General features: G+C 61.4%; 14 protein-coding genes. 6 read left to right on the top strand and 8 right to left on the bottom strand.

The window, feature by feature from the left end; translation table 11 throughout:
- Nucleotides 1-41: 41 nt before the first annotated feature.
- The 4 genes from ACZ5ZH_RS14785 to ACZ5ZH_RS14770 all read left to right on the top strand — a co-directional run bounded on the left by ACZ5ZH_RS14785 (nucleotide 42) and on the right by ACZ5ZH_RS14770 (nucleotide 4,334).
- Complete coding sequence (locus tag ACZ5ZH_RS14785) at nucleotides 42-1,019, top strand: bile acid:sodium symporter family protein (RefSeq protein ID WP_464772817.1); 978 nt, start codon at nucleotides 42-44, stop codon at nucleotides 1,017-1,019.
- Between the two features lie 37 nt (nucleotides 1,020-1,056).
- Nucleotides 1,057-2,673 (top strand): phytoene desaturase family protein, encoded by a 1,617-nt coding sequence (locus ACZ5ZH_RS14780; RefSeq protein ID WP_464772816.1) that lies wholly within the window; start codon nucleotides 1,057-1,059, stop codon nucleotides 2,671-2,673.
- Between the two features lie 200 nt (nucleotides 2,674-2,873).
- Complete coding sequence (locus tag ACZ5ZH_RS14775) at nucleotides 2,874-3,149, top strand: HU family DNA-binding protein (RefSeq protein ID WP_097093579.1); 276 nt, start codon at nucleotides 2,874-2,876, stop codon at nucleotides 3,147-3,149.
- A 510-nt stretch (nucleotides 3,150-3,659) separates the two neighbouring features.
- Nucleotides 3,660-4,334, top strand: a complete 675-nt coding sequence (locus ACZ5ZH_RS14770) for a Ros/MucR family transcriptional regulator (protein WP_464772815.1) — start codon at nucleotides 3,660-3,662, stop codon at nucleotides 4,332-4,334.
- A 74-nt stretch (nucleotides 4,335-4,408) separates the two neighbouring features.
- On the opposite strand, the gene ACZ5ZH_RS14765 is transcribed toward ACZ5ZH_RS14770, so the two are convergent.
- Nucleotides 4,409-5,128, bottom strand: a complete 720-nt coding sequence (locus ACZ5ZH_RS14765; RefSeq protein WP_464772814.1) for a Crp/Fnr family transcriptional regulator — start codon at nucleotides 5,126-5,128, stop codon at nucleotides 4,409-4,411.
- An 18-nt stretch (nucleotides 5,129-5,146) separates the two neighbouring features.
- Between ACZ5ZH_RS14765 and ACZ5ZH_RS14760 the strand changes: the two genes are divergently transcribed.
- Nucleotides 5,147-5,320, top strand: coding sequence for a hypothetical protein (locus ACZ5ZH_RS14760; protein WP_460988929.1), 174 nt, complete (start codon nucleotides 5,147-5,149; stop codon nucleotides 5,318-5,320).
- Between the two features lie 388 nt (nucleotides 5,321-5,708).
- Here the strand turns inward: ACZ5ZH_RS14760 and ACZ5ZH_RS14755 are convergent, their stop codons facing one another.
- The 5 genes from ACZ5ZH_RS14755 to ACZ5ZH_RS14735 all read right to left on the bottom strand — a co-directional run bounded on the left by ACZ5ZH_RS14755 (nucleotide 5,709) and on the right by ACZ5ZH_RS14735 (nucleotide 10,341).
- On the bottom strand, nucleotides 5,709-6,308 hold the full coding sequence (locus ACZ5ZH_RS14755) for a hypothetical protein (RefSeq protein ID WP_464772813.1): 600 nt from the start codon (nucleotides 6,306-6,308) through the stop codon (nucleotides 5,709-5,711).
- Between the two features lie 151 nt (nucleotides 6,309-6,459).
- Nucleotides 6,460-7,854, bottom strand: coding sequence for an NAD(P)(+) transhydrogenase (Re/Si-specific) subunit beta (locus ACZ5ZH_RS14750; RefSeq protein WP_464772812.1), 1,395 nt, complete (start codon nucleotides 7,852-7,854; stop codon nucleotides 6,460-6,462).
- A 3-nt stretch (nucleotides 7,855-7,857) separates the two neighbouring features.
- Entirely contained in the window at nucleotides 7,858-8,148 is a 291-nt protein-coding gene (locus ACZ5ZH_RS14745; RefSeq protein WP_196227069.1) for an NAD(P) transhydrogenase subunit alpha part 2, read from the bottom strand.
- Nucleotides 8,149-8,165: 17 nt separating this feature from the next.
- Nucleotides 8,166-9,311, bottom strand: a complete 1,146-nt coding sequence (locus ACZ5ZH_RS14740; RefSeq protein WP_464772811.1) for an NAD(P) transhydrogenase subunit alpha — start codon at nucleotides 9,309-9,311, stop codon at nucleotides 8,166-8,168.
- Nucleotides 9,312-9,522: 211 nt separating this feature from the next.
- A complete protein-coding gene (locus ACZ5ZH_RS14735; protein ID WP_464772810.1) occupies nucleotides 9,523-10,341 on the bottom strand; it encodes an SDR family NAD(P)-dependent oxidoreductase in 819 nt (272 codons plus the stop codon).
- 489 nt (nucleotides 10,342-10,830) lie between these two features.
- On the opposite strand from ACZ5ZH_RS14735, the gene ACZ5ZH_RS14730 reads away from it, so the two are divergent.
- Nucleotides 10,831-11,382: a VOC family protein gene (locus tag ACZ5ZH_RS14730; protein WP_449468953.1), complete on the top strand. Its 552-nt coding sequence runs from the start codon at nucleotides 10,831-10,833 to the stop codon at nucleotides 11,380-11,382.
- A 222-nt stretch (nucleotides 11,383-11,604) separates the two neighbouring features.
- Here the strand turns inward: ACZ5ZH_RS14730 and ACZ5ZH_RS14725 are convergent, their stop codons facing one another.
- Together ACZ5ZH_RS14725 and ACZ5ZH_RS14720 are read right to left on the bottom strand one after the other, a co-directional pair.
- Complete coding sequence (locus tag ACZ5ZH_RS14725) at nucleotides 11,605-12,399, bottom strand: SDR family oxidoreductase (protein WP_460988923.1); 795 nt, start codon at nucleotides 12,397-12,399, stop codon at nucleotides 11,605-11,607.
- Between the two features lie 100 nt (nucleotides 12,400-12,499).
- Nucleotides 12,500-14,884 (bottom strand): TonB-dependent receptor, encoded by a 2,385-nt coding sequence (locus ACZ5ZH_RS14720; RefSeq protein ID WP_464772809.1) that lies wholly within the window; start codon nucleotides 14,882-14,884, stop codon nucleotides 12,500-12,502.
- Between the last annotated feature and the right edge of the window lie 310 nt (nucleotides 14,885-15,194).

Genomic DNA, 15,194 nt, shown 5'->3' with positions numbered 1-15,194 from the left:
GGCGTCTATCCTTTTTCCGTTAGACTGCCTACAGCCCTGGCATGAGCCGTCTACGGGAAATCGCCGACCCCTTCCTGCTGCTGCTGATCGCCATGGTAGCGCTGGCCTCCGTCCTTCCCGCGCGGGGCGAGGGTGCGCATATCGTTGGCATCCTTGCGGACGCTGGCATCGTGCTGCTGTTCTTCCTGCATGGGGCGAAGCTATCGCGCGAAGCGATCTGGGGCGGGGCGATGGCGTGGAAGCTGCATCTGGCGACGCTGGGAACGACATTCGCGCTGTTTCCGCTGATCGGTCTGGCGACGCAGCAGGTGGAAGCGATCCCCGGACAGATGCGAGCGGGGTTGCTGTTCCTGACGCTGTTGCCATCGACGGTGCAGTCGTCGATCGCCTTCACGGCGATAGCGCGGGGCAATGTCGCGGCGGCGGTGGTGAGTGCGTCCTTTTCCAACTTGCTGGGGATCGTTCTGACGCCGTTGCTGGTGGCGCTGCTGATGCAGAAGAGCCTCGGGGGGACCGGCGGTCTGATCTCCCTGTCGGCAGTGGAGGGGATTGTGTTGCAGTTGCTGCTGCCTTTCCTGCTGGGGCATCTGGCGCGGCCGTGGATTGGTGGATTTGTGTCGCGGCACAAGGCGATGTTGGGGCGAGTGGATCGGGGTTCGATCCTGCTGATCGTCTATTCCGCGTTCAGCGCGGCGGTGGTCGAGGGGCTTTGGCATAAGGTGTCGCGGGAAGAACTGTTGTTGCTGGCGCTGTTGTCGATTGCGATTTTGGTGGTGGTGCTGCTGTTTACATGGGGCCTGGGGCGCTTGCTGGGATTGTCGCGGGAAGATGCGGTGGTGCTGCAATTTTGTGGGTCGAAGAAGAGTTTGGCGACGGGGGTGCCGATTGCCGGGGTTTTGTTTCCAGCAAGTGCGGTGGGACCGATATTGTTGCCGTTGATGTTGTTTCACCAGATTCAGTTGATGGTTTGTGCCGGACTGGCGCGGCGTTATGGAAGTCGTGAAGGAAATGGCGAATAGAACGGGATTTTCCGAAGGCCCGTGAGTTGTTGTACATATGTATAAGTATGACGCGGTCATTATCGGGGGCGGGCATAATGGGCTGGTGTGCGCATTTTATCTGGCGCGCGCGGGTTACCGGGTCCGCATATTGGAGCGGCGGCACGTCGTAGGCGGCGCGGCGGTGACGGAGGAGTTCCATCCCGGTTTCCGCAATTCGGTCGCCAGCTATACTGTAAGCCTGCTGCATCCCAAGGTCATCGCGGACATGGCGCTGGCCGACCATGGCTATCGCGTGATCGAGCGGCCGATCGCCAATTTCCTGCCGCAGCCGGACGGACGCTATCTGAAAGTGGGCGGCGGCATCGAAAAGACGCAGGCGGAGTTCGCCAGGTTCAGCGCGAAAGATGCGGCTGCCCTGCCCCATTATCAGGACGGGCTGGAGGCGATAGCGGATCTGCTGCGCGACATGATGCTGAAGGCACCGCCCAATGTCGGCGACGGGCTGTCGATGCTGACAGCGGCATTGTCGCAGGGACGGCGCGTCGGCGCATTGTCGCTGGACGAGCAGCGCGACATGCTGGACCTGTTCCTGAAATCGGCGCGCGCCTTTCTGGACGGCTGGTTCGAGAGCGAGGCGGTGAAGGCGGCCTTCGCCTTTGACGCGGTGGTCGGCAATTATGCGTCGCCCGATACGCCCGGCAGCGCCTATGTCCTGTTGCACCACGTCATGGGACAGGTGAACGGCAAGAAGGGCGCATGGGGCCATTGCGTTGGCGGCATGGGCGCGATCACGCAGATCATGGCGAAGGTCGTCCGCGCGATGGGCGTGGAGATCAGCGTGGAAGCGCCGGTCGAGCGAGTGCTGGTGGACGGCGGACGGGCCGTCGGCGTCAGGCTGGAAAGCGGGGAGGAGGTCATGGCGGCGGCGGTGATAGCCAATGTCGGTCCCAAGCTGCTGTACGAACGGATGATGGACTCGGCCGACCTGCCGCCCGATTTCCGCAAGCGCATCCGGGGTTTCAGGACGGCGTCGGGCAGTTTCCGCATGAATGTCGCGCTGTCGGCGCTGCCGGACTTTGCCTGCCTGCCGGGACCGGGCGAGCATTTGCAGGCCGGGATCATCATCGCGCCGGACATGGACTATATGGACCGCGCCTTTACCGATGCGAAGGCCAGGGGCTGGTCATCCGCCCCGATCGTCGAAATGCTGATCCCGTCGATCATCGACGACAGCCTGGCGCCGCCGGGATGCCATGTGGCGAGCCTGTTCTGCCAACAGTTCGCGCCGCAGCTACCCGATGGCCGAAGCTGGGACGAGGCGCGGGGGCAAGCGGCGGACGACGTGATCGCGACGGTGGACGCTTATGCGCCGGGCTTTGCTGCGTCCGTGATCGCGCGGGACATATTGTCGCCGCTGGACCTTGAACGGAAGTTCGGGATGGTGGGTGGCGACATCATGCATGGCGCGATGACGCTGGACCAATTGTGGGCGGCAAGGCCGGTGCTGGGCCATGCCGGTTATCGCGGACCTGCCGAGGGGCTCTATATGTGCGGCGCGGGCGCCCATCCGGGCGGCGGAGTGACGGGCGCGCCGGGGCATAATGCCGCGCGTGTCGTAATGAAGGACATGGCGCTGGGCGGACGACTGTGGCGGCGGAAGCGTGCCGATTGAGGCTGTCGGTAGGGGCCTCGAGTCTGCGGCATGAAGGCGCGCGGAGAGAGATTCGCGCGGCACGAGCAGGCGCATGGACCTCGCCAACCCCCAAAATATCTCGAATCCGGCACGAAAATATCGGTTAATGGGCAAAAACACCCCTAGTTGCGGGCGATGAGACAGGTTAAGACCCGTCGTCCACGAAAGGGAGACGATCGATGAACAATACCGAACTCGCCGAAGCAGTTGCAGCCGAGCATGGCCTGACCAAGGCCGACGCCCGCAAATATGTGGACGGCGTGTTTGCCGCTATCGCTGGCGCCGCTGCCAAGGGTGACGAAGTTTCGCTGAGCGGCTTTGGGAAGTTCAAGGTCAAGGATCAGCCGGCACGTGAAGGCCGCAATCCGTCGACCGGCGCAACCATCCAGATCGCAGCATCGAAGAAGCTGACCTTCACGCCCGCAAAGGCGGTCAAGGATCAGCTGAACGGCTAACAGGCCGGGCGCCCCTTCCGGCAAGGAACGGGGCGTCGCGAATGTTACGATTGCATGACGTGCAATCGACATGCCGATCTAAACAATTGTCAGGAGAGGGTCGCGGCGGCAAATGCCGCCCTGCCTTTCAGGCATCCTCTCCTAAAACTCATTAGGCCGGTCCTTTTTGGACCGGCCCTTTTTTTGGCCCGCAGCGCGACGGCCGGTTACTTTCGGCGATGGCGGCGTATTTTGGATGCGTATTCCGCGGTCCTCTCCTGGCGACAATATATAAGATGGTTACGGCCCAAATTGTGGGTAGAGCCGCATTCAATCAACATCTTCACCCATCATGTCGATAATGAGCCGGGACAAGATCAGCCCTCTACTACGGGCGCCACAGCAGCGGAACATCAGAAGCGTCCATCATAGGGACAGATATCGCCACACTAAAGAAGTGAAGGTGATTTACATTTGAGTTGAAAGCGCGCAGAAGGTCGCCACAGTTATTCAGTGCGGAGAAGCGTGCCAATGTCTGAAAATTCGCAGCCCGACATCACGACGCTCACAGTTCAGCTTTTGAGTGCGTTTGTCTCCAACAATTCGGTTACGAGCGAGGGGCTCGCCGAGCTTATCCGGACAACCCGGATCGCCTTGACTGAAGATCCGGCGGCGGAGTCTGCCGATGCGCAGGCAGCGACTTACACACCGGCCGTTTCCGTTCGCAAAAGCCTGTCGTCACCCGACCACATCCTGAGCATGATCGACGGCAAGCCGTACAAGACGCTGAAGCGCCATTTGGCGACGAATGGCCTTTCGCCGGACGAATATCGCCAGCGCTACAATCTGCCCAAATCCTATCCGCTGGTTGCTCCCAGCTATTCCGAAGCGCGCCGCGCCGTTGCCACGCGCCTTGGCCTGGGACGCAAACCCGCGACAGCGAACGGCGTGAAGGCAGCCGCACCCCAGCAGGCGAATACAGGCGACAAGGCCGCGCCGAAAGCACCCGGTGCCGCTGCAAGTGCCAAGGCGCCCGCGGGCAAGGCGGCGAAGGCTGCAAAGCCCGCCAAGGCAGCGGCGAAGCCCGCCGCAAAGCCTGCCGCCGCTTCGGCAAAGGCGGCTGACGGCGCGCAGCCCAAGGCGGCCAAGGCAGCACGCAAGCCTCGCGCAAAGGCGGCACCGGCCGGGGCCGAAGCCAAGAGCTGACGCTTCCTTCCTTTTCGAGATAATGGACGGGCCGTTGCGGTTGGCGCAATGGCCCGTTCTTCGTCAGTCGATGGTCATTCGTCAGCAGCGGTTACGCGTACCGGTACATGGCCCACCCGCTTGGCGAGTTCAGCCGCATCGGTCAGTTGCAGACGTCCCGATCGCAGGATGACATCGCCACGCCGCCGCATCTGTTGCAGGGTGCGGTTGACGTGAACGGACGTCAGGCCGAGGGCATCGGCAAGGGCGTTCTGCGTCAGCGGCCATGCAAAGCTGCCCTCGCTCACCAGACCGCACAGCGCCAGACGGTCGCGCAATTCCAGCATGAGATCCGCGATCCGTTCCTCCGCGCTAAGGCGGCCGAGGCGCGTGATCTGGGCAAGCAGATAGGCTTCGTCGAGGGCGTGGCTTATTCGATAGGCCTGCTGAAGCGCCGGGGAGCCGATGGACGGCGCGGCGCAGACCGTCAGCTGGCTTAGCGCGACGACGGTCGATACCGACAAGGGGCGGTCATGATGGCAATTGCCGATGAGGTCGCCGGGCAGGATTATGCTCATGATCTGCCGCCGTCCATCGGGCAGGAAGCGCGTTCGAGCGGCCCAGCCATTGAGGATCAGCAGCGGGTTCGAAATAGGCGCGCCCTCCGCGATCAGTTCGCGCGCGGGCTTCAATATGCGGCTGCGCAGGGCGGCATCGGCCAGCGCTGCCTCCGCGTCCTGATCGAGAGCGGCAAGCGCGGAGAGCCTGCGGATAGCGGGACGCGCGGGAGCGGACAGGCGGGTGATGACGGTCATGGCTGGACGACCGGGTTGATGACAGCGCGTTTGCCGATCAACCGCGCCATCGCGAACGGCTTTCTGAACCGGGGCGCATCAATGGACCGCAAGCCGCTTTTAATTGTCATGGATAGCGGCAAGTACTTCATTGGGAATGCCTGTCCCATTTCACCGACCTCCAGAAGCATCGATTTTGCCTGCAAAGGTTAATATGAACGGATGGGAAACGATGTTGGAGGCGAAAGGGTCCACATGTGGTGGTCAACCTGAACCGGTTCGTCTTAAGCCAGGCGAGCAAGTTTTGTCTTTCGCCCGGTGGCGATGGAGCATTGCCCGCGTCAGCATATGCGCGTCATTGGGGGGCTGACAAAGGAGCGTCGAACGCGGGGAATTAGAGCGTCGCGCCTTTTATCTGGATCACTCAACCCCGTTCGGGCTGAGCTTGTCGAAGCCCTTACCTTTCTAAAAAGAAGGAAAGCCTTTCGACAAGCTCAGGGCGAACGGTAACAGAGGAAGATTCTGATTTAAGGCACGATGCTCTAAGCAGAGTATCGACGGACGCCGTGGGCCTGTTCCATCGGTGGTGCGGTCGGGGCGGTCAGAGACCAAGTTCTCCCTGCCGCGGGCGCACTGGCGTGGATATTGGCGGGGAAGGCGGCGGCTGTATGGGCGGCATGGCGGCGGATGCTATCAGAATGCGAGCGAGGCCGGTCAGCGTATAGACGGCCTGCCGCTGTGCGCCGCGATTATGGTGATCGACGCGGTAGCCCTGATAATGACGGCGCAGCAGTCCCGCCGCGACCATTTCCGATACGGCGCGGCTAAGGTTGGTCTTGCCCGAGGCTCGGACGCGCAGCTTCACCTCCTCTTCGACCGCGAAGCTGGCGGCGTCCGGATCGGCGGGAAGGCGCCCCTGTACGGCCAGTTCGGCGCGCACGCGCGCGGTCAGCGCCATGCGGCGGGGATCGCGGCCCCCCATCGGGGTCAGCGCGTCGCACAGCCAGTCGCGCAGGGGCCGCAAGCCGCCCTCTTTCGCCACTAACGGCCCGGCGCTGCCGTCCGGGCGCGCCGCTTCGGCAATCAGGGTCAGCAGCATGAAGGCGTAACGTGGCCGCGTGCTGACATGGGCAAGCCGGTCCAGCAGGGCGGAAAGATCGCCACTGGCCGAAGAAGGAGGCTTGATCGAACCGTGAAACATAACGGGGATGAATCAAGCACAGGTGGAGGCCAATGTGAATCCCTTGCGTTGGGAATTGGTCGCTTTTGTCGCGAATGACACTTTGCCCGAGGGTAAAGTGTCATTGTTGGCACTTTGGTCGGTGGGGTAGTTGAGGGAAAGTGGATGGCGTTCAGTGGAGGCCTGAGCCGCCGCCCGCCAGTTCCTTGGCGATGGAGCCGACCATGTCCTTGGCATCGCCGAACAGCATCTGGGTGTTGCTGTTATAGTAGATCGGATTGTCAATCCCGGCGAAGCCCGCGTTCATCGAGCGTTTGATCACGAACACAGACTTGGCCCTGTCCGCCTCGATGATCGGCATGCCCGCGATCGCGCTATTGGGATCGTCGCGCGCCGACGGGTTCACCGTGTCGTTCGCGCCGATGATCACCGCAACGTCCGCCTGCGGCAGTTCGGGGTTGATGTCGTCAAGATCGACCAGTTGCTCATAGGGAACGTTGGCTTCGGCCAGCAGCACGTTCATGTGGCCGGGCATGCGGCCCGCCACCGGATGGATCGCGAACTTGACGTCCACGCCCTTCTTGGTGAGCGCCTGATACAGCTCGCTAACCTTGTGCTGCGCCTGCGCGACCGCCATGCCGTAGCCGGGGATGATGACGACGCTGCTGGCATTTTCCAGCTGCATCGCGGCTTCCTCGGCCGAGGCGGAGCGGACCACTCGGTCGTCCTTGCCGCCCGCAACGCCCGCGACCACCTTGCCAAAGCCGCCGAACATCACGTTGGCAAAGCTGCGGTTCATCGCCTTGCACATCACCAGCGCCAGGATGAAGCCCGATGCGCCATCGAGCGCGCCCGCCACGATCAGCAGCTTGTTGCCCAGCGCAAAGCCCATCGCGGATGCTGCAAGACCCGCATAGCTGTTCAAGAGCGCGATGACCGTCGGCATGTCCGCGCCGCCGATCGGGATGACCAGCAGGATGCCGAAGAGCAGCGCCAGGCCCGCGAACAGCGGGAACAGCCAGGTCTGCGTCGGGTCAAGCGCCAGCGTCACGCCGATCGCCACCGTCGCCAGCGCCACCGCGCCATTGACGATGCGCTGACCGGGGAAGGACACCGGACGGCTGCCCATCAGTTCCTGCAGCTTGGCAAAGGCGATGATCGAGGCCGTGCAGGTCAGGAAACCCAGCAGCATCTCGAACATCAGCGCCCACAGGATGAAGCCGCCCGCATATTCCGCATGGGCATGCTTGTAATATTCAGCGGCACCGATCAGGCCGACGGCGAGCGCGCCGAATGCGTGGGAGATGGCGGTTCGCTGCGGGATCGCCGTCATCGGCATCAGCAGCGCCATCGGAATGCCCGCCGCCGCGCCCGCGACCATCGCGATGATGATCAGGTTGTAATCCACCACCTCATGCTGGACGAGGGCGCCGATGATGGCGATGACCATGCCAATCTCGCCCGCGCGCACGCCGCGCCGGGCGGTCGAGGGATGGCTCATCCACATCAGCGACAGGATGAACAAAGCGGACGCGACAATCGCCGCGAAGGGTACGAAAGCGTTCATCTCTTACTTCCCCCGCGGCTTGAACATCTTGAGCATGCGATCGGTGATCATGAAACCGCTCACAAGGTTCACCGTCGCGCAGAACACCGCGATGAAGCCCAGCGTCTTCGCCAGAGGCGTCGCGCCTGCCTCACCTGTAATCGTGATCGCCCCCACGATGACCACAGCCGCAATCGCATTGGTCAGCGACATCAGCGGCGAGTGCAAAAGCGGCGATACCTTCTTGATTAGCTGAAAACCCAAAAAGGCCGCCAATATGAAGACGAACAGATAATCTGCATTGAAAGCGTTCACTGACTTATCCCCTGTGTTCAGGCCGCCGCTGCCTGCACGAAGCGCGGGTGGACGATCTCGCCATGGCGGGTCAGCGTTACCGCTTCGATCAGCGCGTCGTCGGCGGGCATCGTCAACCTCTTTTCCGCCTTGTCCCAATAGGCTTCGATGAAATTATAGCAGTTGCGCGCGAACAGGTTCGACGCGTCCACGGCGACCCTCGCCGCTCCATCGACAAGCCCGATGAGCTTGACGCCATGACGCAGCACCATTTCCCCGGCGATGACACCTTCGACATTGCCGCCGTTTTCGGCGGCCAGATCGACGATCACGCTGCCCGGTTTCATGCTTGCGATCTGCGCGTCGCTGATCAGGCGCGGAGCGGGCCGTCCGGGGATGAGGGCGGTCGTGACGACCATGTCCTGCCCGGCGATATGCCCGCTGACCAAGGCCGCCTGACGCTGCCGATAGGCTTCGCTCATTTCCCCGGCATAGCCGCCCACCGCTGCGGTCAACTGGTCGCCGTCCTGAATCTCTTCGAATATGGGCTTGGCGCCCAGAGACATGATCTGCTCGCGCGTTTCGGGCCGCACATCGGTGGCGGAGACGACCGCGCCCAGTCGCCGCGCGGTCGCGATCGCCTGAAGGCCCGCGACGCCCACGCCCATGACGAACGCCTTGGCCGCCGCGATCGAGCCTGCGGCCGTCGTCATCATCGGCAGGCAGCGATTGAGTTCGGTCGTGGCCCGCGCAACGGCATGATAGCCAGCGAGATTGGCCTGGCTGGACAATATATCCATTGCCTGCGCGCGGGTCGTGCGCGGGAGCAGTTCAAGCGCCATCGCTTCGACCCCCAGATCGGCATAGGCGGCGATCCTGCCCGGATCTGCAAAGGGTGCCAAGCCACCGACTAGCTTCGTTCCCCGACGAACCCCGAGCAGTTCAGCGGCAGCCGGAGGACGCACCGTGACCACGACATCCGCCTGCGCCAGCGCTTCCTTGCGATCCACGATCAGGGCACCCTGCGCGGCATAGGCGTCATCGGAGAAACCCGCCGCAAGACCTGCACCGCTTTCGACCAGCGTCGACAGGCCGAGCTTTGCATATCGGGCGACAATCGAAGGCGTCATGGCTACACGATGTTCACCAGCCACCTGTCCGGCCAGGACGGAAATATTTACCATCGATCCTCTCTCTGCCTCAGTCAGCCGGACAACGATCACCGCAGCTGATATGCCTCGCTATGGGGGAGTAGCCCGATTCAGCCTTCGCGGGCCGCGCCAGTGATACATGTTATCTGACATATGTCAATTATCGATGCAGCCCACGCAGGTGTGTGTGCAGCGGGCCGTCATGGAGCAGGCGCCGTCATGAAGACTGGCGCCTGCCAAAGGTTCAAAGCGAAATGCCGCCATCCACGCAGGTGATCTGGCCGGTGACATAGGACGCCTGTTCAGACGAAAGGTAGAGCACCATGCTGGCAAGCTCCTCGCCCCGACCCGGCCGATTGCCCAGACGAATGCGGCTGGTCATCCATTCCAGCGCTTCGGCCCCAGCGTCGCCGCCGGTCATGGCACGACCCGGATCATCGAGCGAAGCCTCCGTCTTGTCGATCGCACCCATGCCGAAGTTGAACCAGCCCAGGCGGACGACATTCGCGCGCACTCCATAGACAGCCTCTTCCGCCGCCAGATAAAGCGCCATGCTTTCCAGACCCGCCTTTGGCACCGCCGACTGACCGTCGCGATCGAAGCGACGGGCGTTGCCGAAGCTGGTGCAAACAGTGATGACGCCCTTGTTGGCGCGCATCTGTTCCTTGGTGGCGCTGATCACGTTGAAGAAGCCGAACAGTTCGGTCTTGACGAGAAACTCCATGAAGCTGGGCTTCACGTCGGCCAGTTGCAAAGTGTTGTCCCACATCGGACCGGACGCATAGATGACCGTGTGGATATGGCCGAAACGCTTCACCACGCCGCTGATACATTGTTCGACAGCCTGCAAGTCGGTTATGTCCAGCTTGCTGGCTGATGCCGTTATGCCTTCGCTTTCCAGTTCATTCACCAACGCATTCGCCTTGGTTTCATTGCTGTTGTAGGTGAAGGCGATATTGGCGCCAGTCTTTGCAAAGGCGCGCACGATCGCCGACCCCGCGCCGCCGGTTCCGCCGATGATGAACACGGCACCTTCGCGCCGCACCGTCAAATTATAGGTCATTTTTCCTCTCCATAGGTCCGCGTTGCAAGCACCCAATCCGCCAGCGAACGCCCGTCAGCGCCAAAGGTGTTGGCATATTACCTGACGGTTGTCGTTCATTTAGTCAATGACCAATGCGCTGCCCCGCCACCCAAAGGGCCGCCTCCCCCGCCCCATTCAGTCGACGCCGCCATTTATCAATTTGACGAATGGAGGCATATTCGTTAGCAGACATTTGTCGTTTGTCGAGAAATCAGCGACGGAGGAGCAGGGCATGAGCCGCTCCGGGTAGAGGATGAATGATCATCAAAAGGTCACCAAAAGCGCTGCATAGCGGAGGGCCAGCTCGCTCAAGGGCCAGGAAATACGCTGGTTTTCGGACCTGCGGCATGTCCTTGGGCACCGGCGGCCGACATGGTCCAATGCCGTCGGCGAAGATCGGATCCCTCGCGCGATTACCCTCATCATCGAATCAATCATCTGACAATTGTCTTTGAAGGAAGCAACGCCATGAGTGATTTTATCTTCACACCCGCCCTCGCGATCACGCAGATCGCTTTTGTGGTGCCAGACGCCATCGAAGCGGCCCGTGCCCATTCCCGCCGTTATGGATCGGGGCCGTTTTGGGCAGTCGAACATTATCCGCTTCACGTGCATCGCTATCGCGGCAAGGACAGCGTCATCGACGTCACCTCCGTCTATGGTCAGTGGGGCAATATCACCGCCGAATTCGTGCAGCAGCATGATGATGAACCGTCCGCCTATCGCGACCTGGTGAAGAAGGGCGAGTCGCGGATTCATCATTTCGCCATGTTCGTCGATGATCTGGACAAGCGGATGGCTCAATATGAAGCTGAAGGCTGCGAGGCTGCTCTTTATGGCGAAACCTTCCCTAATGGTATGGGCCGCTACGCCATCATGGATACGTCGAAACAACTTGGCGTGATGACTGAACTTTATGAAGAAGAGGGCACCCGTCCCTTCTATGATCATATGAAGAAGTCCGCGGAAGGATTTGATGGAACCGATCCGATCCGCCGGATGCAGTTCACCGACCTTTAAGACGAGGTAGAGCCGCCCCGGCAGCTGACAGGTCGGGGCGGCTATCACGTGTAGCAAAGGGGTTGTTCAGGCGGTGCCAACTCGGCACTGTCCGCGACAGGCCGGGATCGAAATGCTGCCAGCAGCGAAATAGGGAGGGTAGCCAGCGCTACCCTCCCTTTCTGCATTCCCTGCGCGTTTGCGGACGGAAGCGATGCTCCCGCCCGCACCGCTGTGTCGTTGTCAGCTGCTCAGATGCGCCGTGGCACGCGCGGCCACCTCGCCCAGTTCGGACAGGATCGGGTTGCGGCGGAGCGTGAGCCCGCCATTTACCTGAAGATTCTGGCCGGTCATGAAACATTCGTCGGATGCCAGCCACACAACGGCAGCCGCAATGTCTTCGCGCGTGCCAAGGCGGCCGAGCGGATATTCCTTTGCAAAGGCGTCGATCAGTTCCTTCACGCTGAAGCTGTCGCCAGCCATCGGCGTTTCGGTGAGGCCCGGCGAAATGGAGTTCGCCCGGATGCCCCGCGCGCCATATTCGTTCGCCACGGTACGGATCACATGGTCGATTCCGGCCTTGGTGCCCATATAGGCGGCGTGATTTTCCAGCATGATGGTCGCCGTTGCGGAGGAAATCTGAATGATCGATCCGCCCTGCCCCATTACCCGCAACATCGCCTGGATGAAGAAGAAGGGGCCTTTGAACTGGATGTCCATGATCTTGTCGAGATCAGCTTCCGTCGTTTCATGGGTCGGCTTCATCAGGCCCCAGCCAGTCGCGTTCACCGCGACGTCCAGTTTGCCATAGGTTTTGACGGCAAAGTCAGCGGCGGCATCGACATCGGCCTTGCTGGTGATGTCCATCAATATGTAGCTGCCGCCGATCTCTGCCGCGAGCTTGCGCAACGGCTCTTCGTGACGACCGGTCACGACGACCTTCGCGCCTTCCTGGGCGAGGCGCTCGGCGATCTTCTGGGCCATGTTCTGTTCGCCCGCGGCGCCGGTGACCAGTGCTACTTTTCCTTCAAGCCTCATATTCAACTCCTGGGATTTTCGGTGCCCCGCCGCAGCCTGATGAAAAGCGAAAAAGGCCGGGCCGCCTCGCCAGGCTGACGAGGCGGCCCGCCATGTCGTGTCAGAAGCGCGCGGTCAGCGACGCGCCCCAGGTCCGGCCCGGCGACGGGTTGGCCCAGTCGATGAAGGTGAATACCGCCTCGCCCGACGTGTAACCGTCGTACGTGGTGTTGTCGGTCACGTTCTTGACGAAGCCCGAGACCTCGAGCGTGGTGTTGCCGCTCACCGGGAATTCGTAGCGTACACCGAGGTCGATCTTCGTCACCGGCGGGATCGACGCACGCGGGTCGTTGATCACGTCCGTTTGGTAGCTCGACGTATGGAACAGGGCCGCGTTCAGGCCGATGGTCCCCGGACCGGCGTTGAAGCTGTAGTCCGAAATCAGACCACCGGTCCATTTCGGGGTGCGCCGCAGCTTCAATCCGGAAAGGTCTGTCGTTCCCTGCCCCAGATTACCGATGAAGTTCAGATACTTCGCTTCAAGATAGCCGAGCGATCCGGAGATCGTCCACCCCCGCATCGGCGCAACGGCCAATTCGGCTTCGAGGCCCTGATAGCGAGCCTTGGCGGCGTTCAGGGTGTTGGTGACGTTCGTGGTTCCGACGACCTGCAGGATATTTTCCTGCTTGTCGCTCAGCGTGTTGTGGAACGCGGAAAGGTTCAGGCGAACCCGGTTATTGAGGAATTCGGTCTTGAGGCCGACCTCGAACGCATCCATCGTTTCGGGCAAATAGGCCTGTGTTGCGGTAACCAGGTTGCCAGGACGACCGTTGAAGCCGCCGGTGTTGTAACCACGGCTGTATTGGGCATAGGCCATGACGTCGGGCGTAAACTTGTATTGCAGGTTCACCTTCGGCGTAAACTTTTTGAACTTGGCGCGCCCTGCAACGCTTCCGACCAGCGGCCCGATAACATCATTGTCCCGCACGGTAGAAAATACGGGGTCCCACAAACTATAGGCAGTCGTCTTCCTGTCCCAGGTCTGACGGGCACCAACCGACAACTGCAGTTTTTCGGTGATGTCATAGTCCGCCTGGAAGAACAAGGCGAAGGTCTTGTTGGTCTGATGCGTATCGTAGCGGTTGAGTGAATTGAGGAAGCCTACGCCCGGCGGAGTCGAGAAAGTCGGCAAGCCGTTCGTGAGGATCGGACTCCCCGTGGTGAGAAACCCGTCGGGCAGCATCGACACGTCAAGCGACGGATCTTGCACCTCCGTATAGGAGTAGTTCATGTAAAATGCGCCGGCAACGACGTTGAACGGCCCCTCGAACGACGTTGCGAAGCGGGCCTCCTGCGAGAACTGCTTGGCATCGACCCGGGCCTTGTCGCGGAACAGCGCAAAGCGGGTTGCGTCGAAATCGCTGGTCTGCCGTTCGTGGAACTCGCGATAGCCGGTCAGCGAAACGAATTTGACCTGATCGGTCAAATCGTACGACACTTCACCGGTCACCGCAGTCATGCGCAGAGATGCGGGAAGCTGGGTCGTTTCGACGACATTCTTGCCCTTGTCGAGATTGGCAAGCGGGCCGCAGACGATGCTCGTCGCCGGATTGTAACAGGTCGCGTTTGCGCCACCGACATAGCCCGGCAACGGATAAGGGATGAAATCGGGGACGTTAAGGGGCGTATAAGGCGGAATCTGGCTGTCGTTTTCCAGCCGGTCGAATGCCAAATAGATGTTCAGGCGATCGGTGGGGGTTGCAACAGCGGCGAGCGAGTATTGCCGGACATCACGATCGCCCTCCCGTCCGCCGGTCACGATGTTGCGGAACTGGCCATTATCCTTGCGCACCGAAACGGTCGCCTTGACCGCAAGCACGTCCTTGATCACCGGGGCCATAATGTAGCCTTCGTAGTCGTTCTGGCCGAAGCTGCCCACCGTGACGCGCGCCTTGCCCGTCGTGTCCGCCGACGGGTCGGGCCGGAGGCGGATCACGTTGATCACCCCGCCGGTCGTGTTCTTGCCGTTCAGAACGCCCTGCGGGCCGCGCAGAACCTCCACGCGCTGGACATCGTACGCATCGATGAGCGCGCCGCGCTGGAACGCGATCGGAATGCCATCTAGCGTGATGCCGATACCGGCCTCGACGCTGGGCAGGACGTCCTGAATGGAAATGCCGCGCAAGCTGATCTGGGGCACGTCGACGGCTGCGCCTGAACGCGTGACGGTCATGCCCGGCACGAGGCCGCGAAGGCCGGTCAGGCCGTCGACGCGGGCCTTTTGAAGCGTGTCATTGCTGAACGCGGAAACGGAGACAGGCACACTTTGAAGTGGCTCAGCACGCTTTTGCGCGGTTACGATGATGTCCGAAAGTCCTTCGGATTGCTGCGGCTGATTGGCTGCGGTCGCGTCCGGCGCTTGCTGCGGCTCCGCGGCCAATGCCGCCTGAAAGCCGCCCAACGCAGTTGCGATCGCTATCGCCGACGAAAATGCCAGGCCTCGCATATGCCCTCCCCATTCAACGCTGATTTTTAATCCGATGTGGCCGCGACTCTTTCTGAATCGACTTGTCGCTACACAAGTGTGCTAGCTAACTGCTTTTCGCCGGAGGGTCAACAGTGAAGCATGCGCAGCAAGCGCTTGTGAGCATTTTTATCTGACATATGACGGTTATTTTTTCATTTCGTGGCGGGTTAAGCGGCTATCCCTGTCACGCGAGCGACCAGTCTTTGATGCGTCATGTCGTCGCTTGAATATCAGACGTTCGTCATTTATCGTACGAATGTGCGGTGAGAGCCAGGCTCCGGCCGCGATC

The sequence above is a fragment of the Sphingobium sp. TomMM7A genome, from assembly GCF_055397305.1.
This window is presented reverse-complemented; position numbering and strand designations above follow the sequence as displayed.